Here is a 25,303-nt window from a genome sequence, read left to right as displayed (position 1 = left end):
AACGAGCCCGTCATGATTCTGCCCTGGCTAATCCTGATCCCCTTTATCGGCGGCCTGCTCTGCTGGATGGGTGAACGCTTCGGCGCCACCCTCCCCCGCTGGATTGCGTTGCTGACCATGTCCCTGGAACTCGCGCTCGGCCTCTGGCTGTGGGCCCATGGTGACTATTCATTCGCTCCGGCACCGGGTGTCGACCCCACCTTCGCGCTTGAATTCAAGCACGTGTGGATCCAGCGCTTCGGCATCAACGTGCACTTGGCCCTCGACGGCCTGTCGCTGTTGATGATCCTGCTGACCGGCCTGCTGGGTATCCTCTCGGTACTCTGCTCCTGGAAAGAGATCCAGCGTCACGTGGGCTTCTTCCACCTGAACCTGATGTGGATCCTGGGCGGTGTTGTCGGCGTGTTCCTGGCGCTGGACCTGTTCATGTTCTTCTTCTTCTGGGAAATGATGCTGGTGCCGATGTACTTCCTCATCGCGCTCTGGGGTCACAGTTCTTCGGACGGCAAGAAAACCCGAATCTACGCGGCGACCAAGTTCTTCATCTTCACCCAGGCTTCCGGCCTGATCATGTTGGTGGCGATCCTGGGCCTGGTACTGGTCAACTTCAACAACACCGGCGTGATTACCTTCAACTACGCCGACCTGTTGAAAACCAAGATGTCGCTGACCACCGAGTACGTGCTGATGCTGGGCTTCTTCATCGCCTTCGCGGTGAAGCTGCCGGTGGTGCCGTTCCACTCTTGGTTGCCTGACGCCCACGCCCAAGCGCCGACTGCCGGTTCCGTGGACCTGGCCGGTATCCTGTTGAAGACCGCTGCCTACGGCCTGCTGCGTTTCGCCCTGCCGCTGTTCCCGAATGCTTCGGCCGAATTCGCGCCGATCGCCATGACCCTGGGTCTGATCGGGATCTTCTATGGTGCGTTCCTGGCCTTCGCGCAAACCGACATCAAGCGTCTGATTGCCTTCTCGTCCGTTTCCCACATGGGTTTCGTACTGATCGGCATCTACTCCGGCAGCCAACTGGCGCTGCAAGGCGCGGTGATCCAGATGTTGGCCCACGGTGTTTCGGCCGCTGCCCTCTTTATCCTGAGTGGCCAGTTGTACGAGCGTCTGCATACCCGTGACATGCGGGAAATGGGTGGCGTGTGGTCGCGCATCGCGTACCTGCCGGCTATCAGCCTGTTCTTTGCCGCCGCGTCGCTGGGCTTGCCGGGTACCGGTAACTTCATCGGCGAGTTCCTGATCCTGATGGGTGCCTTTGTGCAGACGCCGTGGATCAGCGCCATCGCCACCTCCGGCCTGGTGTTCGGTTCGGTCTACTCGCTGATCATGATCCACCGCGCCTATTTCGGCCCGGCCAAGTCCGACACCGTCCTGCAAGGGATGGATGCGCGCGAACTGATCATGGTGCTCGGCCTTGCGGTATTGCTGATCTTCATCGGCGTGTACCCGCAACCGTTCCTGGACACTTCTGCCGCAACGATGCATGGCGTGCAGCAGTGGTTCGGCACCGCCTTCTCCCAACTCGCTTCGGCCCGGTAAGAGCGCTATGGAATTCACGATCCAACACTTTATCGCGCTTGCGCCGCTGCTGATTACCAGCCTCACCATCGTGGTGGTGATGCTGGCAATCGCCTGGCGCCGCAATCACTCGCAAACGTTCCTGCTGTCCTGCGCCGGGTTGAACCTGGCCCTGCTGTCGATCATCCCGGCCCTCAAGGTCGCGCCACTGGCGGTCACGCCATTGATGATGGTCGATGACTTCGCGTTGCTGTACATCGCCCTGATCCTGGTGGCGACCCTGGCCTGCGTCACCCTCGCCCACGCCTACCTCGGCGAAGGCGGCACCGGCTACCCGGGCAACAAGGAAGAGCTGTACCTGCTGATCCTGCTGGCTGCGGCCGGCGGTATCGTGCTGGTCAGCGCGCAGCACCTGGCGGGCCTGTTCATCGGCCTGGAACTGCTGTCGATCCCGACCTACGGCCTGGTGGCCTACGCCTTCTTCAACAAGCGCTCCCTGGAAGCCGGCATCAAGTACATGGTGCTGTCGGCTGCCGGTTCCGCGTTCCTGTTGTTCGGTATGGCCCTGCTCTACGCCGAAGCCGGCAGCCTGAGCTTCACCGGTATCGGCCACGCCCTGGCCGCCACCAACAGCCCAGCGCCGATTGCCCAACTGGGCCTGGCGATGATGCTGATCGGCCTGGCGTTCAAGCTGTCGCTGGTGCCGTTCCACCTGTGGACCCCGGACGTGTACGAAGGCGCCCCGGCGCCGGTGGCGGCGTTCCTGGCCACTGCGTCCAAGGTCGCGGTGTTTGCGGTGATGGTGCGTCTGTTCCAGATCTCCCCCGCCGCCAACACCGGCGTGCTGAGCAACGTGCTGACCGTGATCGCCATCGCGTCGATCCTGTTCGGTAACCTGCTGGCCCTGACCCAGAACAACCTCAAGCGTCTGCTGGGTTATTCGTCCATCGCCCACTTCGGCTACCTGCTGATCGCCCTGGTGGCGAGCAAAGGCCTGGCCGTGGAAGCCATCGGCGTGTACCTGGTCACCTACGTGATCACAAGCCTGGGTGCGTTCGGCGTCATCACCCTGATGTCGTCACCGTACAAAGGCCGTGACGCCGACGCCCTGTACGAATACCGCGGCCTGTTCTGGCGCCGTCCGTACCTGACCGCCGTGCTCACCGTGATGATGCTGTCCCTGGCCGGTATTCCGCTGACCGCGGGCTTTATCGGCAAGTTCTACATCGTCGCGACCGGTGTCGAAGCCCACGAATGGTGGCTGGTAGCCTCGTTGGTATTGGGCAGCGCCATCGGCGTGTTCTACTACCTGCGCGTGATGGTCACCCTGTACCTGATCGAGCCAAACCTGCGCCGGGTGGATGCCGAGCTGCACTGGGAACAGAAAGCCGGTGGCGTGATGCTGCTGGCTATCGCCCTGCTCGCATTCTTCCTGGGCGTGTACCCACAACCGTTGCTCACCCTGGTGCAGCACGCGGTGCTGGGCGTTTGATCGCTTAGGTTGATGCAGTAAACAGAACGGCGCCTTTGGGCGCCGTTTTGCGTTTCTGTAGCCTGGCTTTTTCCCTTCTCTACTCGCTGAAATTTCCTCTTCAATCTGCCTCCTCATCCGGCATCTTCCCCGCTGGATGCGGCCTTAAGGTGTTTGCGTTTTAAGAAAGTTCCCACAGCTCGGGCACTTGACCCGTCGCGAGTGGGCCACCAAACTATACGCAGGCTACGTACAGAACATGGATGCTCTATTTATCGAACTGCCGGCATTCGAACGGCATCGCAGGGACTATCTGAGTGATGAGCTTTTTCACGGTTTTCAGCAGGAGTTGATGAAAAACCCGGAAGCGGGAGACGTGATCGAAGGAACGGGCGGGTTGAGAAAGATTCGCTTCGTCGATGAGCGACGAAACAAAGGCAAGCGCGGTGGCCTGCGGGTCATTTACTACTGGTGGTCAGGCGGTACGCAATTCTGGTTATTCACTTTGTACGGCAAACACGAACAGAACGACCTGATACCCCAACACAAGAAAGCCCTTAAACACATGCTAAACAGGGAAATCAAAGCGAGAACACACCATGAAACGTGAAATCTTTTCCGAGCTGGTCGAAGGCTTCGACGCCCTGGCTGATGAACGCCAGGGCAAAATCACCCTGCGCACCCACAAAGCGCACCTCAACAAGCTGGCGCCACTGCGCGCTGACGAGGTAATCGCCGTACGCCAGCAACTCAACCTGTCCCGCTCGGTATTCGCCATGTACCTGCGCACCAACACCCGCACCTTGGAGAACTGGGAGCAAGGCCGGGCCAAGCCGAATGCGCAGGCTGTCACGTTGATACGACTGGTGGCGCGCTTTCCGGAAACCGTGGCGCAACTTGCCGCATTGGGCTGACCTGTAATAGCCGAAAAAAAACGCCCCGAGCATTCGGGGCGTTTTGGCAGCGCAAACAGCGTCAGAACGCGATACCCACCTTGAAACCATACTCATCACGCTTGAGCTTGGTGTTGTCGGCCACATAGGAGTCGTTATCGAGCTTGTACTCGGTGCGGGTGTAGTACAGGCCCGCCATCACTGGCAGGTCGCCCTTCTGGTTCATCAGCAGGCTGACTTCGGCGTAAGGGTTGGTGCGGTCCTTGAGGTCCACAGTGTCGCTGCCGACGCCGTCGACCTTGAGCTTGGCGCGGCCGTCGATGGTGTGACGGGCGCCGGCTTCAACGCGCAGGGTCATGTCATCGAACTGGTGGTTGTAGCCCAAAGCGGCCTTGGCAAACGGCGACTTGTTGGTGAGCTTCATGTCGTAGCCATTGGTGTCCGGCTCGTAGCGGGTCCAGCTGTAGCCACCACCCACGATCACGTCGACAAAATTGCGCGCATCCAGCGCGGCACGCCAGCCGAGGTCTAGGTCGGCCTGGCCTTCCTTGAGTTTGTTATCGCTTTTTTCGCCGTACTTGGCTTCGATACCGGCCTGGTAGATAAAGCCCGACTCGGCAGTGAGCTTGTTGCCGAAGTTGTAGAACAGGCCGGCTTCAGGCATGTGGTCTTTGTCGCTTTCGCTACCGCCTTCAAGTTTGAAGTCGTTGTAGCTGCCCATGATCCCGAACGTGGAAATCGGGTCGGTGGAAGGTGCTGCGAACACCACGCCAGGCGCAGCCACCAGGGCCAGCAACGAGGTGTTCTTGAGGAGTTTTCCGAATAGTTTGGACATCGTTTTACATCTCCATTTTAAGGTGGGCAAAGTATTCAGGAATCGGTTCGAACCCTGGCGTTTGCGAAAAGTTCGAACTGATTTGCACCAAAATGGAGAAAAAACGGTTCAGCGAAGGCTCTATCTCAAGACTCTTCAGGATTCATGCGAATCAGGTGTTCAACGGCTTCGCGAAGTTGAGGCTGCTCCGGCAGCCGAATGCCGAAGGTGTCGCGCAACAGTCCCAGTAACTCATCGGCACTCTTGAGCGTGCGCTTTTCGCTGGGTCGATCCAGATAATGAAGGGCATAGCGGGCGTTGGCCAAGGTATGACGTTTACCGGGCGCAAGCAGCGCGGCTTTCAACTGCCCTACAAACGGTGAGCCAGGGTGCGTGGAGACGTACCAGTTGCCGATTTCATAATCGATGTCGGCCTGGGTTTGCAGGTCGAACACGTACAGGCCGCGCCACTCCTCGCCCACCTGGGCCCATAGCGTGTAGCTGCCTTGATTGAGCGTCAGTCGATAAGGCTCATGAGCGGTGGCCTGGGGCGCGTCGGTGTCCAGTTGCAACGGACTGCTGGGCACCATGCCGCCAAAACCGACATCGGTGATATAGCGCACGCCGTCGAGGGTCACCAGGCTCAAGCGATGGGTTCGCCCGGTGTGGGCGTCCGGTGGGCCGCCGATCACAACGCGCCCGGTGATGCCACGGGCCTCAAAGCCCAGTTCCAGCAACAGCGCCAGGAACAGCTGGTTCAACTCGTAGCAATAGCCGCCACGCCCCTCATGCAGCACCTTACGCTCGACGCTGGGCAGGTCGATCGGCACCGGTGCATGCATCAGGGTCGACAGGCTTTCAAAGGCGAAGGTGCACACATGGCGCAGTTGCAGGTCCCGCAGGGTTTGCAGGGTGGGCGGCGGTGGCGAGGCATAGCCCAGGCGTTGCAGGTACAGGCGGCTATTGGCGAGTGTGTACATGGCGCGATCCTTGGGCGCAGGGCGAGAGCGTCACTATGCCGCGCCTCTGTGTGCGTTGTCATTTTGAATGAACCTTTTGGAGCGCCAGCCTATCCATCTATAACAAGATTGGGAGGCAACATGAGTACCGCAAAAATCTACACCGTCCACTATCAGCTACACGGTAAACCCAAGTCTTTCGTGGTGCGCGCCGAGGTGATGAACAACGCCGAGGCCTGGCATTGGGCGGCCGTCGATGCCGACATTGCCCATGTCAGCCGCATCGGCCGCGTGGGTCACGAGCAGGTGAAAAAGACCACCCGGCCCTGGGCGGAAAAATACGGCATCAGCGACGTCAGCTGGTCCCCGCCCAGATAAACAAAGCCCCGCACACAGGCGGGGCTCGGTTCACTGCTTCAAGTCGCCCAACGGATCGTAGGGCGGCTTTTTTTTCGCGGTCTCGTCGTCCTTTTTGTCCAGCGGCGCAATGGCCGGGCCGATCGGATCGACCTGCGGGTCGGCGACGTCCGGCGAATCCGGGTCGAAGCCCAGTTCATCCTTGCCACTGGCATGTTCGTTGGAATGGGGGCCATCGGTACGCTTGTTCATCAGGTTCTCCTGTTAAAGCGGGCGGGCTTTGTCGTGGAGGTTTTCCAGGTCTTCTTCGACGCGCTGCACATCGTCTTCCGGGCCTCGTTCTTTCGGGTCATTGGGGCGCAACGCATCGTTGTCGCGCTCCTCTTCACCGGGAGTGCGGTGCGGGTCGGGTGTACCAGGCGGTGGCTGTTTATAGTCGGGCATGACGGCTGACCTCATGAAGGGTTCACCGTTTTAGAGAAATCGCCCTCGGCCATCGTTCAACTTCATTGCTGCAAGCATGAGAAGATGAGCGCCCTTTCTGGAGACCTGCCCCGGATGTTTGAGCTCAAACCCTGCGACCCCGCCACCTATCGCCAACAGACCCGCCGCAGCACACTGGTCATTGCCGTGCTGTTCCTGGCCTTGGCCATGCTGTTATCGAGCCTGGCAGTGATGCTGTTCGGTGAGCCTGGCGGTGATAATTTTCGCTTCAACGTCGGCGGCGTATTCGCCGGCGTGCTGATCACGGTCGCGCTGGTGCGTGGCCCGTTCTGGACCCAACCCTGGATGGCGTCGGCGGTGTATGGCTGGCAGCTCAAGCGCAGCCTGATGAGCGTGACCAATGTGATGCACAAGGTCAGCGAGCGGGTGCAGGCCAACGACCCGGCAGCCATCAAGCTGTTGCGCTTCTATCACCTGGGGCTGACGCAGATGCACGAGCTGGACGCCAACTCCAGCGCCCAGGCGCAACTGGTGGGCGAGATCGAGGCCCACAAGGCAAAGACGCAGGCGCTGGGCATCGATATTGCGCAAACCCGGCTGGACCCAGCCTGGCTGAACAGTCTGAAAAATGCATAAGGCCGGTCAGCGCCTGGACTAAAAAACAAGACAATTCTTACATCCTTTCAAGGCGGCCATTCCCACTCTAGGCACCTCCCTCTCTAAACCCGTTTGAGAACCTTGCCTATGTGCGATCGCCACCCCTCTATGAAAGACCGACGACACTTCCTGCAGCTGGCTGCCGTCAGCGCAGGTGCAAGCCTGCTTGCCGCCGCAATGCCCTCCCTGGTGCACGCAGCCCCGACACCCGCGAGTTTGCCCAAGCCCACCAACGACCTCAGCCCACAGCTTGCCCTGCAGCGGCTGATGGAAGGCAACCGGCGTTACGCCGATGGCGTGACCAAGCGTCATGATTTTATGAGCGAACGCGAAGCGTTGGTGGGCGGGCAAAATCCGTTTGTCGCGGTGTTGAGCTGCGCCGATTCGCGGATCGCTCCGGAGTACGCCTTCGACACCGCCCGGGGCGACCTCTTCGCGGTACGGGTCGCGGGCAATTTCGTCACCGATAACGGGCTTGCCAGCCTCGAATATGCCGTGGCCGTATTGGGTACGCCGTTGATCATGGTATTGGGGCACGACCAGTGCGGCGCCGTCGCAGCAGGGGTCAAGGTGGTCAAGGATAACGCCCGCTTCCCCGGCAAGATCCAGGGCTTGGCCGATACTTTCAAACCCTCGGTGAACAAGGTATTGAAAGCGCCCGGCGACCTGCTGGAAAACGCCATTGCACAAAATGTCGCCGACACCATGGCGCGGCTCATGGCTGAATCAAGCTTGTTGGCCGATGCGGTCGCGGCGGGAAAACTGCTGATAGTGGGCGGCGTGTACAAGCTGCACAGCGGCAAGGTGAAAATGCTCGGTTAAGCTTTCTGTAGGAGCGAGCTTGCTCGCGAAAAGCGTCAACGATAACGCGCGCCGCCAGAATCAACGCGGCGCCTTCGCGTTTTTCGCGAGCAAGCTCGCTCCTACAGGGGGCAATAATCGCTCAAGGAAGCGGCGTCTCAAAAACCACGCCCAGGTCCAGGCGCCCGTCCTTCAGCGGCGGGCACCAGTAATAGCCCCCCGTCAACGGCTTGCTGATGCGATACAGGCCATCGACAATCCCATCTTCCAACCCACTCATGCGTCGCAACTGCGCTTCGAACGCATCGAAAGAATGACCAAACGCGAGGAACATCAGCCCCGCGTGGCCATTTTCGGCCCAGGGCATGGAGCGGCGCACCACGAAGGCTTCCGGTGTGAAGCTTTCCTGGGCGGTACGCTTGGTATGGGCCGACTCGGGGGCATCGTCGAGCTCTTCGTTATCGCCATGGCGGCGGCCAATGATGTGGTCACGCTCCTGGGCAGGCAACGCGGCGAAACCGTCAAGGTCGTGCTGCCATTGCTGGATAGCAGCGAAGCTGGCGCCGCTGTCGGTCAGCGCGGCTTCCACGGCGGCATCGTCGTGGGGGTTTTCGGTGCCGTCTTCGTAGTCGGTCAGGTCAAAGCCGGTCTTGTAGCGGAAGCCTTCAGTCGATTGCACCCGGCGAAACGCCGGAGCCAGCGCTTTTTCCACGGCACGGCTGCGCAGCAGCAACTCACCGCGATCCACCCCATGCAGCCATACCCACAGCGCCTGTTGAGTCGAGGGGTTGTGAGCGCCAGGGCCGCTAACGGCCGGGAATGAGCGCAGCCCTGGGATCTGGGCACCCAGCGCCTTGACCAGCGGCTCACCGAACCCCACCACAGCCGCCGCATCCGTCAACTGCACCAGTGCGTCCAGCGCAGCGGGCACGGCTTGCAGCGAGTCGAGGGCGAAAAACAGATGGCGGGCCTGCAAAGGCACCGGTGCGGCAAGAATGCCCGGCTGGTACTGACTCATGTGAACTCCTTCTGAAAAGCCGCGCAGTTTACCCGGCGGACACCGCGCTGCGAACAAGAATGCGCGCAAGCCTTGCGTTAGAGCCGCTTGTTGGGTGACTCTCTAGTCATGTTTTGCAACTATTCCAGGGGTAGCGACATGACCACCAGCAACCTGCTCGCCCAGCTGTTTCCCACCTCCACCGCGCAGATTCCCGAGCAATTTCGCCTGGCGGCGCCCATTGAACAACGTGAATACCTGGTCGATGGCCAGTTGCAGGTGTGGAACGGCCCGCTTGCCCGCGTGCAAAGCCCGGTGCAACTGGGTGATGAGCGCGTGCACATCGGCAGCACGCCGTTGCTGGATGCCGACACCGCCCTCACCGCCCTGGATGCTGCCGTGCGCGCCTACGACCGTGGCCAAGGTGCATGGCCGACGATGCGGGTGGTTGAGCGTATCCAGCACGTCGAGGCGTTCCTGCGGCGCATGCGCGAACAGCGCGATGCGGTGGTCAAGCTGCTGATGTGGGAGATCGGCAAAAACCTCAAAGACTCGCAGAAAGAATTCGACCGCACCTGCGACTACATCACCGACACCATCAATGCCCTCAAGGAACTCGACCGCCGCAGCAGCCGCTTTGAGCTGGAGCAGGACACCCTCGGCCAGATCCGCCGCGTGCCCCTGGGCGTGGCGTTGTGCATGGGGCCTTACAACTACCCGTTGAACGAGACCTTCACCACGCTGATCCCGGCGCTGATCATGGGCAATACCGTGGTGTTCAAGCCGGCCAAGCTGGGTGTGCTGTTGATCCGCCCCTTGCTGGAAGCCTTCCGCGACAGCTTCCCGGCCGGGGTGATCAACGTGATCTACGGCAGCGGCCGCGAGACCGTGAGCGCGCTGATGGCCAGCGGCAAGATCGACATCTTTGCGTTCATCGGCACCAACAAGGCCGCCAGTGATTTGAAAAAGCTGCACCCCAAGCCGCACCGTTTGCGCGCTGCGCTGGGGCTGGATGCCAAAAACCCGGGTATCGTGCTGCCCGAAGTGGACCTGGACAATGCGGTGAACGAAGCCGTCACCGGCTCGCTGTCGTTCAACGGCCAGCGTTGCACCGCGTTGAAAATCCTGTTCGTGCATGAAGACGTGGTGGAACGTTTTATCGAGAAATTCAACGCCAAGCTGGCGACGCTCAAGCCCGGCATGCCCTGGGAGGATGGCGTGGCGCTGACCCCATTGCCAGAAGTGGGCAAGGTCGACTACCTCAACGAACTGGTGGCCGACGCCGCCCGGCATGGCGCCCAGATGATGAATGCCGAGGGCGGCAGCAGCCGTGGTTCGTTCTTCTACCCGGCGGTGCTGTACCCGGTGAACCCGCAGATGCGCGTCTACCACGAAGAGCAATTCGGCCCGGTGGTGCCGATCGTGCCCTACCGTGACCTGGACACCGTGATCGACTACGTGCTGGACTCGGATTTCGGCCAGCAGTTGAGCCTCTTCGGCACCGATCCTGTGGAAGTCGGACGCCTGGTGGACACCTTCGCCAACCAGGTGGGCCGCATCAACATCAATGCCCAATGCCAGCGTGGGCCGGACACCTTCCCCTTCAACGGGCGCAAGAACTCGGCCGAGGGCACGCTGTCGGTACATGACGCCTTGCGCGTGTTCTCGATCCGCACCTTGGTGGCGACCAAGTTCCAGGACAGTAACAAGGCGTTGGTCAGCGACATTTTGCGCAACCGCGATTCGAGTTTCCTGACTACCGACTACATTTTTTAAGAGCGCCGCGGAACAAAATGTGGGAGCGGGCTTGCTCGCGAAAGCGGAGTGTCAGTCAACAAACTTTTAACTGATACATCGCTTTCGCGAGCAAGCCCGCTCCCACCATTCAGACCGAGCCTGCCCTACTTACTGAGGCCACTTTAATACTGATGAACCTGCCCTTCTTTGCCCGGCGCCTGCTGCGCCCCTTGCTTGACCCCTACCGCCGCTTTCGCCATGCCAAGCTGATCCATGCCGCGCGCGTATCAGTGGGTTTGCTGGCAACCATCCTGCTGACCACCGGCCTCAACCTGCCCCACGGTGAATGGGCGTCGGTGACCATGCTGATCGTGATCGGTGGGTTGCAGCACCACGGCAATATCGGCAAGAAAGCCGTCGAGCGCGCCTACGGCACCTTGATCGGTGCCAGCGTCGGCTTGCTGCTGGTGGTGCAACAGGCATACTTCGGCCTGCCATTGCTCACCTACCTGCTGATGTCAGTGGTGTGCGGGTTCTTTTCCTATCACGCCATCGGCAAAGGCGGTTACATCGCGCTGCTGTCGGCGATCACGGTATTTATCGTCGCCGGCCACGGCGACAACCCGATCTCCGATGGCCTGTGGCGCACCGTCGATATCCTCATTGGCATCGTGCTGGCCCTGGCGTTTTCCTTTGCCTTGCCGTTGTACGCCGTGTATTCGTGGCGCTACAACCTGGCCAGCGCCCTGCGTGACTGCGCGCAGATTTATAGCCGGATCATCAATGGCCAATCGGTAACCGACGACGAACACCTCAAGCTGCTCAACCGCTTGAACGGGGCAATGGTGCAGCTACGTTCGTTGATGCCGTCGGTGTCCAAGGAAGTGCGGATTTCCATGACTGAACTGGATGCGATCCAGCGGCACCTGCGCCTGTGCATCAGCACTTTGGAGATTCTGGGCAATACCCGGCCAGACCCGCGCGATGAGCAGGCCACGGCAAGGATGCGGTTGATGTTGAAGGCCGAGCATCGGCAGATTCGGGTGCAACTGGTGGGGATGGCGCGGGCGTTGAAGTCGGGGGTGACGGAGCGGTTGGAGCGGCCGGGCAGTGTCGCTGCGAACGTCACGTTGCTGGAGGTCCCCGTGCACAACGGGCTGGACGGCTACCGACTGTTGACGCTGCAACTGACCGCGAATGTCGACGGGATGCGCGAGCGGCTTTTGAAAAGCTCGGTACATTGGAAAATTTAGTAGCTGCTGGTAGGAGGCAGGTCCAACAACCCGATGAACCTGCGTCACCTTTTTCTACAGAACTTCGGTATTCAGGGTTGCAAGCACCAAGCCCATCCAACCGCCCACTTTCGATTACACCAGGTTACTTCTGGATCGATGGAGTCCCAAAGTACTCCGGTAAGGGCGTCACACTCAGGCTCTGTGCATACCCAGTACCAAGAGTCGTAAGGCACCGGGAGTGGCCAACCATAAGCGTTGCCCATGAAGCGAATAGCCTCGCCGTAATGGCCGATAGCGCCTGGCAGGGACTTTCTCCAATTGACTGCCGCGCCCCAATCCATTCCGCGACGGTCTTCACGTACCTGCCATACATTACTGACGCTGACGGTATAGAACACTTGGTTATATGCCCTGTCAGTGACAACAATGTTCGTACTGCCATTACGCATCCCTGACACAAACCCTGTAGATGTGACCGTCGCCACGGACGGGTTTTGGGAGGTGTAGGTATAAGGAGGCCGACCACCTGTTGCCGCTCGGGTTTGCGTATTGCCGGGGTATTCTGCTCTCTTTGGCCAGCCGGCTACGATATAGGCGGTTCCACTTAACGTCATCGTGGCTGTATTGATATACAAGGCTGGATAGGCAGCGGTGTATGACGTAGTAGGAAATACGACGGCACGTGCTTTATCCGTATTACCGCCATACTCCACTTCACAGGTTATCGTTATCTGCCTGTTGTTGGGTAATGCCTCCAGCCAACTCCGTAGTACCGCTTTGTTCACAAGGCCATTGGCAGCCTCTGTTGAGGTGATCAACGCCCCGTTAGCCGTGAGTACATGAAAGGGCGCCACTCCCGAACTGCTGCAGGTGAGCCACACACGATTCCACTCTGAACTAAAAGGCCATTTGATGACTGATGCCAGGGCATTGCCTGCGAAGCTGTTCAGGTTCAGCGTGCCACCGGGTGGAACATCATTGATCCGCGGCTGCGGCAAACTGGCAGCAGGAATGGTAGTGACCGTCACCGTCTGCACATTCGACGGAATCGGATCCGCCACACCCGGCCGCGCCACCGAATACTTCAAGCACACCGTACTGTTCACACTGCGATGCAAGACTTTACTCTCAGTCAGGTTGAATGCCACCGTGCCTCCATCCAATCCATTCTCGACCGCCGTATGGTTAGTTCCGTCGGCAAAAATCCATTCCAGCGTGATGCGGTCTTGACCACTCATACCGGTGTAGCGGACGGTCACCGTCGTATTGTGTTCAATCAGCAGCGGGTCCACCGTCACACTTGGTCCGGTATCGGTGATGCCATTGATAAACGGATGAGGCAATACTCCCGGCAAGGCCTGAATGGTGTAATGGCGCACACCGAATAGCACGGCGGTGTTCTTGTTAGGGCGTTCTGCCAGGTTGACCCAGAACTTGATCGTCAAATCCGCACCGTCCTCCAGCAGCTTGATCTTATCCACGGGGGTGGGCGGGTTGATACCCTTTAACACGCCGTCCTCCGTGACCTCGTTGGCGGTGTAGGTGTCTTCAAATACAACGCCTTTGCTTTCGTACGTCATCCACATCAATTGCTCGGCATGGATGAAGCTCCACACTGGGATGTAGGTCCGCGCGGTGGGGCTCAGTTGTGAAAAGTCCAGAATTGGCCCGCTGATACCTTCGATAGTCGGCGTCGGCAACCCTGTCAGCGGCTGCAGCCGCAGGGGCACGATCACGGACTCGTACGGTAACGTGCCGCGATGGAAGTGATATTGCACATTGATGGTGTTGCCGCCCTCACGGATCCCGCGGGCAATGGTGCGAGCGTCGATCCACACGCTGACTTCATGAGTACTTGGGTCGCCCGCGACATTATCTGCGAAGCTACCGTGATGATCGGCAGTGATCCAGTCCACGGTAATAAAGTCACTGGCCAACATCGGCCGGAATTTCACGATTACCCGTGTGCCGCTTATTGCCGCCAACGGGTTGAGTTCATCGGGAGAGGTGGAGGCGCCCTCGATGATCGGCCGGTCCAACTCCACACCTTTGCCCACGGTGAGCATCAGTACTTCTGACCGCAGCACGACTTTCGGCGGGCCAGCGCGCTCCAGGCTGTAGGAAATGCGCAGGCTACCGTTAAGGTTTTTATCAAGAATGTCGCGGCTGACCGGATAGGGCAGCTCTTTGCCGGCGGTTGCGTTATTGATCTCGATAGTGCCATCGGCCGAACCGTCAAGACTCGAGCCAATGCACGACCAGTGAAGCGTGTCGCCGTTTTGTGTTCCCAAGTAGGTGAAGGTCACCAGCACATCTTTGCCAGGCACGTCAGCCGGGTCCACGTTGTTACCCATAGCGCCTTGCAAGCGTGGCGCCGGCATGTCGGCGGTGCGCTCACCGACTTGCGCCCCGAGCACCGCCGATGGACGAATCGCCAGCGCGCCGCCTCCCAGGGTATGGGCAACGCCGTCATTGGTGGTGTAATAGATCTGGATTGGACCCCGCCCGTTGAATTGCTCCAACTCAGCGGCCTTGACCGTGTAGGTACCACCTTGCGAACCTGCAAATTGTTGTTGACTAACAATAAGCGCATTACCCCCTCCCGGCGGTACATGGGTGATGTACAACGTTTCCAGCCAGTCGCGGTTATGCGGCTCGTAAGTCGGGATGGTGACCGTGATGTCCTCACCTACGGGAATCAAACCCAACTCGATAGGGCTGACGCTGGGCACGGGCATTGAAACCTTGGTGCCGACCACGGTAATCGTGATGCTACCGGACTCGCGCGGTTGCGGCGCATCGGTTTTCCAGGTAAATGACGCCCGAAGTGAGCCACCGACGACTAGCTCAATGATGTCTTTCTCGATGGGAATATAGGTAAACCCCCAATTGGAATCTGGCACAGGCCCTAACGTGATGGTCTGACTGGTGCCGTCGTCGCGGGTGCAGAGCAAGGTAACGGTGATCTCATACTTGGGGTTAGGCGCCGGGAACTGCCGATAGGTCAAGACGAGGAGTTCGAAGGTCGAGCCGCTCTGGGTGTCGAAGTCGATCTGTTTCGTGATGGGATCAAGCTCTTCGTCATCCACGATAAAAATCGGCGCTTCCAACAGGTTGGGGTCCAGTTCGGCTTTGAGGAAATAGGGTTTGGAGTACTGATATTTTTCGCCGGAAAAATTCTCCACCACATCCCGCACACGAAAACGCAGGGTCAATGTGCCCCGTTGCCCGCCCTGCGCGATGATCGATTTATCCACAAACACGCGGATCGGCCCTGCTCCGGCCGCTTCATCGGGAGTCACGGTATGCTCAACAACAATGCCATCCCAGGACAATTCGATCACATCGTTCTTGCGGATGTGTTCGTACGGGTAAATCAGGCAATCGAGGCCTAGCCCGACATCTTTCCACTGCAGGGTAGCGCCTTCGGGGAACCCTTCGACGTCCATCTCCAGCCCGGTATGCCATGTGCTGCCAGGGTCGGTATCGTTGCCACCCGGCCGGGTAGTCTTGATCAGAATAATCTGCGGGGGGATGTGCTTTCGTTGCCGCTGCCTGCCCGCCGTACTCGACCATAGGTCACCACCTCACCCTCGGGCATACGCTCCTCGGGAATGGCCAGGTTCTGGCGCACCAGGGTGGTATCCTCAACGAGATCGTCAGCGGCCGCGTAAACCAAATCGTCAAAGTAGATGGCGAAGTAGTCATTGGCACTAAAAGTGGCCCACTTCTCAAAGGAATAGAGCGCGTAAGGGCGCACATGCCGGATGCCCAAGCCATAGACCGCAACCTCACCGGGCACATGCCGAAGAGGTATATCCGGATAGGCGGAATAAGGATGGTCCAGGTCTTCCACGCGCTGTGGGCCGGCGGCAATAGACTCCCTCTGGAGAGGCAGGCAGGCGATGGGCAACGAAGTGTCGTCAGAGGCAGAGGGCGCGCGATCACTATCGGAATCAAGAGGGTAACCAGACATGAAGTGTTCTCCTGGCTGAAGGACACGCACAGGAAATTATGCGTGGGGGCCAGGAAGATCAAACAGTGGTGAGGGAAGCCGCGTCTAGCTGTGAGAATTGACAGTGGCGACAAATGGTATAGTGGGTCGAGTGAAAGTGCCGTTAATACAATGCCCGCACATTCACACCTTTTCTTACATATTTTTCACGTTTTATTCACAAGCCGAGACGTAGTGTGAAGCCTCATCCGTTACAAACGTTGCATATCAAGCCCGCCGCCCCAGCGGGCTTTTTTTTGCCTGGGGTTTTGGTCAAGAAACGGCCTCCCCCTGTAGGAGCGAGCTTGCTCGCGAAGAACGTCAACGATAACGCGGGCATTCTGGTTAACCGCGGTGTCATTGCGTTTTTCGCGAGCAAGCTCGCTCCTACAGGGGGTTGGGGATGGGTTTCAGCGTGTGGCCTGTTCGCGAATGGCGCGCTGGGTTTCCAGCACCTTGGCCAGCGCCGTTTCAGCCTCGGCACTCTGCTGCGGCACGCGAATCGCTGCCGACACCAGCGTGATCAGCTTGGCCATTACCTCGGCATCCGTGGCCGGGCGGCCCAGGCTCATGGAGTTCATCAGCAGGCGCAGTTCGGTGCCGGCCATGACCCCGGAAATGGCCTTGAGGGCAAACTGCAGGCGCACCCCCAGTTCATTGCGCGGCAAATCCGGCAGGGCCAGGGCGAAGGCTTCGAAGAAACGCTGGAACACCGGCTGGTAATGCACCTTGAGGTATTCCTGGATGAACGGCGAGGTGTCGCTGTAGACCCGGCCAAGGAATCGAATGAACGAGCGCCCTTCCCCGCTGGCGGGGTCGCTGCGCTCCAGGCCCATGGCCGGGGCAAACAGCACGCCCAGGAGCGTGTCGCAATCCAGCGGGCCGTCGGATTCGGCTTCACAGCGGGCCAGCAGTTCCAGGCGCTGCTCGTTGAGCGGCTCCAGGCGTTGCATCAGCAGGGTTTTCATCAGGGAGTCCTTGTCCCCGAAGTGGTAGTTCACCGCCGCCAGGTTGACCTGGGCACGTTCGGTGATCTGCCGTAACAACACGGCGTCATAGCCGTACTTGATGAAGAGAGCCTCTGTCGCATCCAGCAGTCGAGTCTTGGTAACGTTTGGAGCGCTGAGTTTCTTCGCGACCATATGGGTTCCACGGCGGAAATATTGTTTTAAAAAATAATTTGATTTTTTATACCGGGGCGGCCCGTCGAAAGCAAGTAGTGACACTCCGCCATATCTTGCAAAGCCCGTATATTCGGGCTTTTGAGGCAAATCGAAGGTTTTTTAACTGCCTCTCACACCCAGCGAGAAAATCGTTTCAACCGGTAAAACCGCTCTACCTCCATGGCTGGCGAAGCGTCAGGAAGGCAGTTACTATTCAAACAATATTTTAAAAACAAGAAATAAAACCAGTCCGTGGCGCGTACAGGCAGCTTCCGAACTTGTTACAAGGGATTTCCGGGAGCAAGGCGGCACCGTCGAGACTGCAGGCGTAGTCATGATGACACAGACCCCCGCGCAATCCGGCTTGATTTCCCTGCAAGGCATCGGCAAGCGCTATCAGCTCGCCGGGCAAGAATTGAGCATTCTCAATGACGTGTGCCTGTCCATCGCCAGCGGTGACAGCTGCGGCATTCTCGGTGCCTCTGGATCCGGCAAAAGCACCCTGCTCAACATCCTCGGCCTGCTGGACCTGCCCAACTGCGGCCAATACCACTTTGCCGGCCACGATATTTTCAACGCCACCCCCGATGAGCTGGCGGTGATCCGCAACCAGCAGATCGGTTTCGTGTTCCAGAGCTTCAACCTGCTGCCCCGCCTGAGTGCCCTGGACAACGTCGCGCTGCCCTTGAGTTATCGCGGCGTGTCGCGGCATGAATCGGTGGAACATGCCCAGCGCATGCTCGCACAGGTCGGCCTCGCCGAGCGCGCCCACCACCGCCCTGCTGACCTCTCCGGCGGCCAGCGCCAGCGCGTGGCCATTGCCCGCGCCCTGGTTGGCAACCCCTCGGTGATTCTGGCCGACGAACCCACCGGCAACCTCGACAGCACCACCGCCCAAGAGATCATGGACCTGCTGTTGAACCTCAACCGTGAACAACAGGTGACGCTGATCATCGTCACCCACGACCCCCACATTGCCGAGCGCCTGGAGCGCAAGATCCTGGTGCGCAATGGTGTGGTGCATGAGGCCGGGCGCCCATGAGCCTGCGGGTCGAGCAGAGCCTCAGCCAGTTGCTGCACGAAGCCTTTATCAGCCTGCGTACCCTGGGCAAGCGTTCGATCCTGGCGCTCCTGGGGATCGTCATCGGCAGCTCCTCCGTGGTGGCGTTGATCAATATCGGCCACAACGCGGCGGTAGATGCGGCGATGATTTTCAAGGACATGGGCACCGACACCCTCATCGCCCAGTTCCCGCCCAAGGGCAGCAGCAACGTGCCGATGCGCACACAGCTGGACCTCGACGCGGTGCGCCAGGCAGTGCCAGGCATTGCCCATATTGGCGCGCTCAGCCTGTTCAGCGGCCCCATCGTGTTTCATGGCCGTACCACCAATGCCAGCTTTGTCGGCAGTACTGCCGGTATCCAGGACGCCATGCGCCTGGCGCTGCGTGAGGGGCGCTTCCTGTCACCCTTCGATGCCAACGAAACCTACGGGGTGATCGGCGACCAACTCGCCCAGGCCCTCGGCGCGCCGGGTGACCCGCTGCAACTGGGCGACCATGTACGTATCAACGACTACCTGTTTCTGGTGGTGGGCATCCTGCACAACCAGCCCCGGGCCATGCTGATGCCGGTGCAGGCCAACGAATCGTTGTTTATCCCCGCCGAGGGCATGCGCCGCATCTACGCTACCCCACAGATCAACAACCTGATCATCCGCGCGGCGCCGGGGCAAGACATGGAACGTATCGCCAGGGACACTGCCGCCGCGCTGCAACCCCAGCTCACTGATCATGACGTCGACATCACGGTGCCCCAGCAAATGATCGATGGCATGACCCGCCAAAGCCGCACCTTCGCCTACCTGCTGCTGGCCCTCGGCGCGATCTCCCTGGTGGGCGGCGGTGTGGGGGTGATGAACGTGATGCTGATGAACGTCTCGGAACGCCGCCGCGAGATCGGCATCCGTATGGCCCTGGGCGCGCGCCAGCGAGACATCCGTAATCTGTTTTTGCTCGAAGCGGTCACCCTCACCGCCGTGGGTGCGCTGTGCGGCGCGGTGCTGGGCATGACCGCTGCCTGGCTGTATGCGTGGCTGTCGGGCTGGGCCTTTGCCTTGGCAGTGGCCGCCCTGCCCCTGGGCGTGGGCAGCACGTTGCTGGTGGGTTTGTTCTTTGGCATTTACCCGGCGGTGTCGGCCTCACGCTTGCAGCCGGTCGAGGCCCTGCGCGATGAATAAGTACCTGCTAGTGCTGATGCTGATCAGCCTGCCGGGCATGGCCGCCGACGTGGTCATCAACCCCCAGGCACCGAGCACCACCCGCAGCGGCTACGAGCGCAGCGTCTCGCTCAATGCCCAGGCAACCACCATGACACTGGGCGACGCGGTGTACCTGGGCCTGCGCAATAACCCGGCGATCCGCAGCGCTTACCTGCAACGGGTGGCGCAGAAGTTCGACCTGCGCGTGGCCGAAGACGTGTTCAACCCCAAACTCACCCTCAACAGCTATTACCGCAGCACCCGCGGCTCCCAGGACAACGCGCGCAACGCCAACGTCGCGCCCACCAGCAGCCTGTTGGGTGAATACGGCACGCGCTTGAGCATGGCCTGGACCCAGCAGTTGAACAACGCCAACCGCGCCGGTCGCTACCGCAGCGACGGCCTGGACCTGGCGCTCATCCAACCGCTGATGCGTGGCGCCGGCTGGGATGCCACCACCGCACCGCTGCGCCTGTCGCGCCTGGCCGAGCAGGCCAACCGCCTGAACCTCAAGGCCACCGTGGCGCAGACCATCAGCCAGATCATCGCCACCTACCGCGAGTTGCTGCGCGCCCAGGAACAACTGGTGATCGTGCAGGAAGCCCTCAAGCGCTCCACGACCTTGCTGGAGGTGAACAAGGCGCTGATCAGCGCCGGGCGCATGGCCGAATTCGAGATCGTGCAGACCGAGGCCGATATCGCCACCCAACAACTAGGCGTGGAAGAAGCCCGCAACCAACTCGACACCAGCCGCCTGGCCTTGCTGCGCCTGCTGGCCCTGGACCTGTCGACACCGGTGCGCGCCACCGAGGCCCTGGAAGCCAGCCCCATGGAGATCGACAAACGCCAGGCCTTCAACCTCGCGCAAAACCAGCAACCGGAATACCTCGCCGCCCTGCTCGGCAGCCAGCAGGCCGATCTTAACCTGGTCATTGCCAAGGATTCCGGGCGCTGGCAGGTGGACCTGGTGGCCGGCGCCAACCAGATACGCGCCGCCACCGATAACGACGACGGCCATAACAATAACCGCACCTGGGACAGTTACGCCGGGGTGCAAGTGCAGATCCCTATTGGCGATATCAGCACGCGCCAGGCCGAAGTGCGTGCGCGGGTGAATGTAGAAGACCAGGAAATCCGCATTACCGACGCTCGCCAGGAACTGGAGCGCAACGTCAACAATGTGGTGCGTGACCTCGGCACCCGCTGGCGCCAATATGAAATCTCCAAGCGCGCCGTGGAGTTGTCGCGGCGCAAGATCGAGATCGAGCGGGAAAAACTCAGTGCCGGGCGCTCCACCAACTTCCAGGTGCTGAGCTTTGAAACCGACCTGCGCAACGCCGAAAATGCCCAGCTCAATGCGCTGATCGCTTATTTGAACGCCCAGACCCAGCTCGATCTGACCCTGGGCATGACGCTGGAAAGTTGGGAAATTGCCCTCAATGACTATTAATAAAAAATCGCTGCTGGCCGTTGCCTTGATCCTGCTGTTGGCCGGCGCGGCCGCCGGCCTGCTCAGTCAACGCAGCGGGGCTGAGCAGGCGGGTACAGGCGAACAGTGGCTGGCCGTAAAGCCCGACCCACTGGTGCACCAAATCGGCCTGGTGGGCAAGATCGAGCCGCAGACCACCGTCACCCTGACGGCACCGTTCGACGGCAATGTGCTGGCTAACCTGGTCGAACAAGGCCAACGCGTCGAGGCCGGCCAGGTCCTGTTGCGCATGGACCCGGCGACGCTGGAAGTGCAACTGCGCGACGCCCTCTCCGCGCAACTCAAGGCCCGGCGCACCGTGCAGGAAATGCAGGACTGGGGCAGCAGCCCCACCGTCAGCCGTGCCCGTCGCAGTTTACGCACCGCGGAAATGACCGCGGGCAACACCCAGCGCAAACTCACCGAGAGCGAAAACCTGTTCAAGCGCGGCATCATCCCGCGCAACGAACTGGATGACCTCAAGCAGCAGACTCAGCAGCAGCAACTGGACCTGGCGGCGGCGCGCAGTGAGCTGCAACAAGCCCTGAATCAAGGCCAGGGCGAATACCGGCAGATCGCCGAGATGGAGCTGACCAATGCCACGGTGAAGTACGAAGCCTTGCAAACACTGCTCGAAGGCAAGGAGGTCAAGGCGCCCTTCTCCGGCATCGTGGTACCGGCCCCCGGCAGCAACAACACGGCTCAAGCTGGCGGCAATAACAGCGCGCCGGTGCAGGCCGGCAGCAAGGTCAGCCAGGGCCAGGTGCTGTTCGGCCTGGCCAATATCGAACAGTTGAAAATCGTCGCCAAGGTCTCAGAGCTGGATATTAACCAGTTGCGTCAGGGCCAGGCCGTGGAAGTGATGGGCGATGGCTTTGACGGCGAACGGCTGACGGGTTCGGTCAGCGTGGTCAGCGGCTTGGCCATCGCCAGCGACAGCCAGGGCAGCGCGCAGTTTCCGGTGACCTTGTCGATCCCCAAGCTGACGCCCCAACAGTTGCAGCGGGTGCGCCTGGGCATGAGTGCGCGGTTGACCATCGTCACTTATAACAATGACCAGGCGATCGTGATTCCCAGCCAGGCGATCCAGGCGGACATGACCGTGGCGTATCGGGCGGCGATGGATCAGCCGGTGCAGCGGGTAAAAGTGACCACTGGGCAATCGACGCCCCAGGGGGTTGAGGTGTTTGGGCTGAAATCCGGGTTTGTGAAAATCTCACGATAAAAGGAGATCAAGATGGGAGCGGGCTTGCTCGCGAAGGCGGTGTGTCAGCCATTGCATCCGTTACTGCACTACCGCTTTCGCAGGCAAGCCAGCTCCCACATTCAAGCCTGTGCCAGCCTGGCGGCCAGTGCCTTGGCCTGCAGGGCCACATCGGTCACCGCCGTGCTCTCCCACCACATGCCCCGCAACGGCGGCCCCATGGCGAACAGTCGCGGGCTGACCTGGCCGCGAGCATCCAGCACTGCGCCGCACGCATCCGCCGCAATCCCCAGCGCCAATGGCCCAGGCTGGACCAACCCGCGCTTGAGCAATTGCTGCGGCAAAGGCCGGGCCACCCGGCGCCAGTCGTATTCGATGCCGCTGGAATTGATCAGCGCAGCGCCCCACACCTGGGTGATCACATCCTCGCCACGGTAGCGCACCGCAATGGCGACCCCCTCTTGCGACGGCATCAAACCCTTGAACGACGCCGCACGGATCCGCAACCGCCCTTCCCCCTGCAAGCGCTCCACCAGTTGCGCACTCATTGGCGGCGAACGGTGATGATGGCTTTCCCACCAAGGCCGCACATGCCGCACGAACTGGCGTTTCTGAGCCTCACTGGCCTGGCTCCACAGCCGCGCGATATGCCCGCGCACCGTGTCCAACGGCGCCTGCCAGTCTGTGCCTTGCCCCAAGGCGAGCTGGCATTGGCGTCGCACCTCACGCAGCAACTGTCGGGGGCTGCTCAGGCTGTGGTCGGCGGCGAGGAAGTCGTTCCAGCTCGGCGGTTGCCGGCGTACATGGGGCAACAAGCCGTGGCGCGAAAAAACCTCGATAGGCCCGCGATGCCCGGCCTGTTCCAGGGAGACCACGGCATCGACCATGGTCAGGCCGGAGCCGATGACCAGTACCGTCGATTGGGGGTCCAATTGGGTCATTGCGCGTACATCCCAAGGATCCAGCGCAGCGGCGTTCAAACCTGTGGATTCGGTTTGCGGGGTACGCGCCGCCGGGAACATGCCGGTGGCCACTACCGCAAAGGCGCCCCGCAGTTGCTCGCCATTATCGAGCGTCAACAGCGCCGAGGTTGCATCGACTTGCAGGTCCACCGTTTCGGCACGGATGTGCTCGACGGTCGAGGTGGACCGCGCCTTGGCTTCAGCCAAGCGCTGCTGGGCATACAGTCCAAAAATCCCCCGCGGCGGGAACAGTTCGCTGATGGGCACATGCTGTTGATACGACTCGGGCCATCCCCCGGCGCTGATGTAGTCGGTGAGCCACTGAGTGAGGTCGTCGGTATTGTCCGGGTCAACGCTCATGCGGGCGGCATTGCCGTTCAGCGTATGGCCCAATTCGACTGCGCTGTAGGCTTCACCACGCCCCAGTTCAGCGCGAGGTTCGACTATCAGGATGCGCCGCGTGCCCGGTAGGCGCAGCAGTTGCACGGCCAGCATCGTACCGCTCAGGCCGCCGCCGATGATCAGTACATCAGCATTGCGGGTTGATTGACTCATGCTGGCTCACCCCTGAGTGTTGTTCAAATCACCACATTTCGAACAAATCGCACAGCCGCGTCCCCATCATTGCGATAAGCATGGGGCTGGTGGCTGGCGAACATAAAGAACTCTCCAGCTTCGATCACATTTTCCTGATCACCTATCACCAGCGTCAGTCTGCCCTCGAACACAAACAGCTGTTCGCTCCACCCTTCCAAGTCAGGGTCCGGGCAATAGCGATCACCGGGCTCAAGCCGCCACTCCCATAATTCGACCTCACGCCGTGCCGTGGCCTTGGCCAGCAACACCGCCTTACTACCGGCAATTTCGCCCGCCCAGGCCAACTCGTTGATACGGCTATGATCGCGCACATCCGGCGCCTGGATCAGGTCACTGAATGCCACATCCAACGCTTCGGCGACACGGTCCAGGGTCGACAAGCTGACGTTCTTCTCCCCTGCCTCAATCGCCACCAGCATGCGCCGGCTGACACCGGACTTTTCCGAGAGCGCGGTCTGGCTCAGGTCGGCGGCATGGCGCAGGCGACGAACGTTCTGGCTGACGTGCTGCAGGACCGAGGCCCGTTGCGGATTTTCTTTGTGCACTATATTGCTCAATAGGTGGGTGTGCGCAGTATACTGCCCAGCGTGCGGCGCATTGTGCGGTCCGTGCTTTCCCCTTGCAAGACCGAGCCGCCATGACCGCCCCCAACTCCCCGTCGCGTTTCAACCGTTTCAGTAAAGCCGAATGCATCCTGGTGGTGATCACCATGATCTGGGGCGGCACCTTTTTGCTGGTGCAGCACGCCATGGCCGTCAGCGGGCCAATGTTCTTTGTCGGCCTGCGCTTCGCGGCGGCGACGATTGTGGTGGGGCTCTTTTCCTTGCGCACCCTGCGCGACCTGACCCTGTTCGAACTAAAGGCCGGGGTGTTTATCGGTGTGGCAATCATGTTCGGCTATGGCTTGCAGACCATCGGCCTGCAAACCATCTTGAGCAGCCAGTCGGCGTTTATCACCGCCTTGTATGTACCCTTCGTGCCGCTGTTGCAGTGGTTGGTATTGGGCCGTCGCCCCGGGTTGATGCCCAGCATCGGCATCATGCTGGCGTTTGCCGGGTTGATGCTGTTGACCGGCCCGGCGGGGGCTTCGTTGAACTTCAGCCCAGGTGAAATCGCCACGCTGGTCGGTGCAGTGGCAATAGCGGCCGAGATCATCTTGATCAGCGCATTTGCCGGCCAGGTGGATATTCGCCGGGTGACCGTGGTGCAACTGGCCACCGCTTCGGTGCTGTCATTCATGATGGTGGTGCCCATGGGCGAGGCGTTGCCGGGCTTTTCCTGGCTGCTGCTGTTCAGTGCCGTGGGCCTGGGCTTGACCAGTGCGGTGATCCAAGTGGCGATGAACTGGGCCCAGCAAAGTGTGTCGCCAACCCGGGCAACGTTGATTTATGCCGGTGAGCCCGTGTGGGCAGGCGTTGTTGGGCGAATCGCCGGGGAGCGGTTCCCACCGATTGCGATGCTGGGCGCGGTGTTGATTGTGGTGGCGGTGATTGTGAGCGAGTTGAAGACCAAGGGGCAAAAGGCCGTTGAGTTGGCAGAGGCGTTGGAGCAGGAGCGGCAGGGGTAGTCCACGATCGACAGTAACCACGATGCGAAGCGAGCCGCTCTTGATCTTGATCTGCTTTTGATCTGGATCTCAGGCGCCCCGTCAAACCACGCTGGCCGGAATTCGACAGGGATTTGGGGGGTAAACCGGCAGGGATGCCGGTTTAGCCGCCCCGCGCCATGGATGGCGCGTGGCGGCGGCCCCCCAAATCACTGGCGGAT

24 protein-coding genes are annotated in these 25,303 nt (G+C 60.5%); 14 read left to right on the top strand and 10 right to left on the bottom strand.

All coding sequences use genetic code 11. The features are described from left to right. The first annotated feature begins 12 nt into the window (after window positions 1-12). The 4 genes from nuoM (at window position 13) to MF6394_RS26295 (ending at window position 3,909) form a co-directional block, all read left to right on the top strand. On the top strand, window positions 13-1,545 hold the full coding sequence (gene nuoM, locus MF6394_RS26310; RefSeq protein ID WP_014718913.1) for an NADH-quinone oxidoreductase subunit M: 1,533 nt from the start codon (window positions 13-15) through the stop codon (window positions 1,543-1,545). A 7-nt stretch (window positions 1,546-1,552) separates the two neighbouring features. After that, window positions 1,553-3,016 (top strand): NADH-quinone oxidoreductase subunit NuoN, encoded by a 1,464-nt coding sequence (gene nuoN, locus MF6394_RS26305; protein WP_003192122.1) that lies wholly within the window; start codon window positions 1,553-1,555, stop codon window positions 3,014-3,016. 238 nt (window positions 3,017-3,254) lie between these two features. After that, window positions 3,255-3,605 carry a toxin gene (locus tag MF6394_RS26300; protein WP_078467860.1) on the top strand — a complete coding sequence of 117 codons (351 nt, stop codon included), beginning with the start codon at window positions 3,255-3,257 and terminating at the stop codon, window positions 3,603-3,605. Next, window positions 3,595-3,909, top strand: coding sequence for a helix-turn-helix domain-containing protein (locus tag MF6394_RS26295; RefSeq protein WP_044274604.1), 315 nt, complete (start codon window positions 3,595-3,597; stop codon window positions 3,907-3,909). The genes MF6394_RS26300 and MF6394_RS26295 overlap by 11 nt, the downstream gene beginning before the upstream one ends. Window positions 3,910-3,970: 61 nt before the next feature. Here the strand turns inward: MF6394_RS26295 and MF6394_RS26290 are convergent, their stop codons facing one another. After that, window positions 3,971-4,723, bottom strand: a complete 753-nt coding sequence (locus tag MF6394_RS26290) for an outer membrane beta-barrel protein (RefSeq protein WP_044274605.1) — start codon at window positions 4,721-4,723, stop codon at window positions 3,971-3,973. A gap of 125 nt (window positions 4,724-4,848) precedes the next feature. Beyond that, window positions 4,849-5,682, bottom strand: coding sequence for an arylamine N-acetyltransferase family protein (locus MF6394_RS26285; protein WP_078467859.1), 834 nt, complete (start codon window positions 5,680-5,682; stop codon window positions 4,849-4,851). A 120-nt stretch (window positions 5,683-5,802) separates the two neighbouring features. On the opposite strand from MF6394_RS26285, the gene MF6394_RS26280 reads away from it, so the two are divergent. Next, window positions 5,803-6,039: a DUF6555 family protein gene (locus MF6394_RS26280; protein WP_003192128.1), complete on the top strand. Its 237-nt coding sequence runs from the start codon at window positions 5,803-5,805 to the stop codon at window positions 6,037-6,039. Between the two features lie 30 nt (window positions 6,040-6,069). Here MF6394_RS26280 and MF6394_RS26275 read toward each other — a convergent pair whose 3' ends face one another. After that, window positions 6,070-6,270, bottom strand: coding sequence for a DUF6021 family protein (locus MF6394_RS26275; protein ID WP_078467858.1), 201 nt, complete (start codon window positions 6,268-6,270; stop codon window positions 6,070-6,072). 12 nt (window positions 6,271-6,282) lie between these two features. Continuing rightward, window positions 6,283-6,462, bottom strand: a complete 180-nt coding sequence (locus MF6394_RS26270; protein ID WP_044274608.1) for a hypothetical protein — start codon at window positions 6,460-6,462, stop codon at window positions 6,283-6,285. Window positions 6,463-6,576: 114 nt separating this feature from the next. On the opposite strand from MF6394_RS26270, the gene MF6394_RS26265 reads away from it, so the two are divergent. Together MF6394_RS26265 and MF6394_RS26260 are read left to right on the top strand one after the other, a co-directional pair. Next, window positions 6,577-7,098 (top strand): DUF3087 family protein, encoded by a 522-nt coding sequence (locus MF6394_RS26265; protein WP_078467857.1) that lies wholly within the window; start codon window positions 6,577-6,579, stop codon window positions 7,096-7,098. A 129-nt stretch (window positions 7,099-7,227) separates the two neighbouring features. Continuing rightward, entirely contained in the window at window positions 7,228-7,941 is a 714-nt protein-coding gene (locus MF6394_RS26260; protein ID WP_228391104.1) for a carbonic anhydrase, read from the top strand. Window positions 7,942-8,062: 121 nt separating this feature from the next. On the opposite strand, the gene MF6394_RS26255 is transcribed toward MF6394_RS26260, so the two are convergent. Beyond that, on the bottom strand, window positions 8,063-8,938 hold the full coding sequence (locus tag MF6394_RS26255) for a Dyp-type peroxidase (RefSeq protein WP_047711158.1): 876 nt from the start codon (window positions 8,936-8,938) through the stop codon (window positions 8,063-8,065). A 138-nt stretch (window positions 8,939-9,076) separates the two neighbouring features. On the opposite strand from MF6394_RS26255, the gene MF6394_RS26250 reads away from it, so the two are divergent. Together MF6394_RS26250 and MF6394_RS26245 are read left to right on the top strand one after the other, a co-directional pair. Beyond that, window positions 9,077-10,693, top strand: a complete 1,617-nt coding sequence (locus MF6394_RS26250; protein ID WP_069557700.1) for an NADP-dependent glyceraldehyde-3-phosphate dehydrogenase — start codon at window positions 9,077-9,079, stop codon at window positions 10,691-10,693. 152 nt (window positions 10,694-10,845) lie between these two features. Next, window positions 10,846-11,907, top strand: a complete 1,062-nt coding sequence (locus tag MF6394_RS26245) for an FUSC family protein (protein ID WP_047711160.1) — start codon at window positions 10,846-10,848, stop codon at window positions 11,905-11,907. 71 nt (window positions 11,908-11,978) lie between these two features. Here the strand turns inward: MF6394_RS26245 and MF6394_RS26240 are convergent, their stop codons facing one another. The 3 genes from MF6394_RS26240 to MF6394_RS26225 form a co-directional block, all read right to left on the bottom strand. Beyond that, window positions 11,979-15,338, bottom strand: coding sequence for an Ig-like domain-containing protein (locus MF6394_RS26240; protein ID WP_078467856.1), 3,360 nt, complete (start codon window positions 15,336-15,338; stop codon window positions 11,979-11,981). A 65-nt stretch (window positions 15,339-15,403) separates the two neighbouring features. Next, complete coding sequence (locus MF6394_RS33970) at window positions 15,404-15,865, bottom strand: hypothetical protein (protein ID WP_125970324.1); 462 nt, start codon at window positions 15,863-15,865, stop codon at window positions 15,404-15,406. A gap of 428 nt (window positions 15,866-16,293) precedes the next feature. Then, a complete protein-coding gene (locus MF6394_RS26225; protein ID WP_032880606.1) occupies window positions 16,294-17,025 on the bottom strand; it encodes a TetR/AcrR family transcriptional regulator in 732 nt (243 codons plus the stop codon). A gap of 355 nt (window positions 17,026-17,380) precedes the next feature. Between MF6394_RS26225 and MF6394_RS26220 the strand changes: the two genes are divergently transcribed. The 4 genes from MF6394_RS26220 to MF6394_RS26205 are packed head-to-tail and all read left to right on the top strand — an operon-like array spanning window position 17,381 to window position 21,998. Continuing rightward, on the top strand, window positions 17,381-18,088 hold the full coding sequence (locus tag MF6394_RS26220) for an ABC transporter ATP-binding protein (RefSeq protein ID WP_078467855.1): 708 nt from the start codon (window positions 17,381-17,383) through the stop codon (window positions 18,086-18,088). Further along, entirely contained in the window at window positions 18,085-19,284 is a 1,200-nt protein-coding gene (locus tag MF6394_RS26215; protein ID WP_078467854.1) for an ABC transporter permease, read from the top strand. The genes MF6394_RS26220 and MF6394_RS26215 overlap by 4 nt, the downstream gene beginning before the upstream one ends. After that, window positions 19,277-20,755, top strand: coding sequence for a TolC family protein (locus MF6394_RS26210; protein WP_078467853.1), 1,479 nt, complete (start codon window positions 19,277-19,279; stop codon window positions 20,753-20,755). The genes MF6394_RS26215 and MF6394_RS26210 overlap by 8 nt, the downstream gene beginning before the upstream one ends. After that, window positions 20,745-21,998, top strand: a complete 1,254-nt coding sequence (locus tag MF6394_RS26205) for an efflux RND transporter periplasmic adaptor subunit (RefSeq protein WP_078467852.1) — start codon at window positions 20,745-20,747, stop codon at window positions 21,996-21,998. The genes MF6394_RS26210 and MF6394_RS26205 overlap by 11 nt, the downstream gene beginning before the upstream one ends. 101 nt (window positions 21,999-22,099) lie before the next feature. Here the strand turns inward: MF6394_RS26205 and MF6394_RS26200 are convergent, their stop codons facing one another. Beyond that, window positions 22,100-23,494 (bottom strand): FAD/NAD(P)-binding protein, encoded by a 1,395-nt coding sequence (locus MF6394_RS26200; protein WP_078467851.1) that lies wholly within the window; start codon window positions 23,492-23,494, stop codon window positions 22,100-22,102. A gap of 23 nt (window positions 23,495-23,517) precedes the next feature. Beyond that, the gene (locus tag MF6394_RS26195) at window positions 23,518-24,081 is read right to left on the bottom strand and encodes a helix-turn-helix domain-containing protein (protein ID WP_047711165.1); all 564 of its coding nucleotides are present in this window, start codon (window positions 24,079-24,081) and stop codon (window positions 23,518-23,520) included. 92 nt (window positions 24,082-24,173) lie between these two features. Between MF6394_RS26195 and MF6394_RS26190 the strand changes: the two genes are divergently transcribed. After that, on the top strand, window positions 24,174-25,103 hold the full coding sequence (locus MF6394_RS26190) for a DMT family transporter (protein ID WP_044274620.1): 930 nt from the start codon (window positions 24,174-24,176) through the stop codon (window positions 25,101-25,103). The last annotated feature ends 200 nt before the right edge of the window (window positions 25,104-25,303 follow it).

Origin of the sequence: Pseudomonas sp. MF6394 (genome assembly GCF_002018845.1) — a bacterium.
GTDB lineage: Bacteria > Pseudomonadota > Gammaproteobacteria > Pseudomonadales > Pseudomonadaceae > Aquipseudomonas > Aquipseudomonas lactis.
Note: the sequence above shows the minus strand (reverse complement) of the source record. Positions and strands in the feature narration are given on the sequence as shown.

Coding starts and splice junctions, on each gene's coding strand:
- nuoM (WP_014718913.1), top strand. CDS start 13: ATGATTCTGCCCTGGCTAATCCTGATCCCCTTTATCGGCGGCCTGCTC.
- nuoN (WP_003192122.1), top strand. CDS start 1,553: ATGGAATTCACGATCCAACACTTTATCGCGCTTGCGCCGCTGCTGATT.
- MF6394_RS26300 (WP_078467860.1), top strand. CDS start 3,255: ATGGATGCTCTATTTATCGAACTGCCGGCATTCGAACGGCATCGCAGG.
- MF6394_RS26295 (WP_044274604.1), top strand. CDS start 3,595: ATGAAACGTGAAATCTTTTCCGAGCTGGTCGAAGGCTTCGACGCCCTG.
- MF6394_RS26290 (WP_044274605.1), bottom strand. CDS start 4,723: ATGTCCAAACTATTCGGAAAACTCCTCAAGAACACCTCGTTGCTGGCC.
- MF6394_RS26285 (WP_078467859.1), bottom strand. CDS start 5,682: ATGTACACACTCGCCAATAGCCGCCTGTACCTGCAACGCCTGGGCTAT.
- MF6394_RS26280 (WP_003192128.1), top strand. CDS start 5,803: ATGAGTACCGCAAAAATCTACACCGTCCACTATCAGCTACACGGTAAA.
- MF6394_RS26275 (WP_078467858.1), bottom strand. CDS start 6,270: ATGAACAAGCGTACCGATGGCCCCCATTCCAACGAACATGCCAGTGGC.
- MF6394_RS26270 (WP_044274608.1), bottom strand. CDS start 6,462: ATGCCCGACTATAAACAGCCACCGCCTGGTACACCCGACCCGCACCGC.
- MF6394_RS26265 (WP_078467857.1), top strand. CDS start 6,577: ATGTTTGAGCTCAAACCCTGCGACCCCGCCACCTATCGCCAACAGACC.
- MF6394_RS26260 (WP_228391104.1), top strand. CDS start 7,228: ATGAAAGACCGACGACACTTCCTGCAGCTGGCTGCCGTCAGCGCAGGT.
- MF6394_RS26255 (WP_047711158.1), bottom strand. CDS start 8,938: ATGAGTCAGTACCAGCCGGGCATTCTTGCCGCACCGGTGCCTTTGCAG.
- MF6394_RS26250 (WP_069557700.1), top strand. CDS start 9,077: ATGACCACCAGCAACCTGCTCGCCCAGCTGTTTCCCACCTCCACCGCG.
- MF6394_RS26245 (WP_047711160.1), top strand. CDS start 10,846: ATGAACCTGCCCTTCTTTGCCCGGCGCCTGCTGCGCCCCTTGCTTGAC.
- MF6394_RS26240 (WP_078467856.1), bottom strand. CDS start 15,338: ATGGACGTCGAAGGGTTCCCCGAAGGCGCTACCCTGCAGTGGAAAGAT.
- MF6394_RS33970 (WP_125970324.1), bottom strand. CDS start 15,865: ATGTCTGGTTACCCTCTTGATTCCGATAGTGATCGCGCGCCCTCTGCC.
- MF6394_RS26225 (WP_032880606.1), bottom strand. CDS start 17,025: ATGGTCGCGAAGAAACTCAGCGCTCCAAACGTTACCAAGACTCGACTG.
- MF6394_RS26220 (WP_078467855.1), top strand. CDS start 17,381: ATGATGACACAGACCCCCGCGCAATCCGGCTTGATTTCCCTGCAAGGC.
- MF6394_RS26215 (WP_078467854.1), top strand. CDS start 18,085: ATGAGCCTGCGGGTCGAGCAGAGCCTCAGCCAGTTGCTGCACGAAGCC.
- MF6394_RS26210 (WP_078467853.1), top strand. CDS start 19,277: ATGAATAAGTACCTGCTAGTGCTGATGCTGATCAGCCTGCCGGGCATG.
- MF6394_RS26205 (WP_078467852.1), top strand. CDS start 20,745: ATGACTATTAATAAAAAATCGCTGCTGGCCGTTGCCTTGATCCTGCTG.
- MF6394_RS26200 (WP_078467851.1), bottom strand. CDS start 23,494: ATGAGTCAATCAACCCGCAATGCTGATGTACTGATCATCGGCGGCGGC.
- MF6394_RS26190 (WP_044274620.1), top strand. CDS start 24,174: ATGACCGCCCCCAACTCCCCGTCGCGTTTCAACCGTTTCAGTAAAGCC.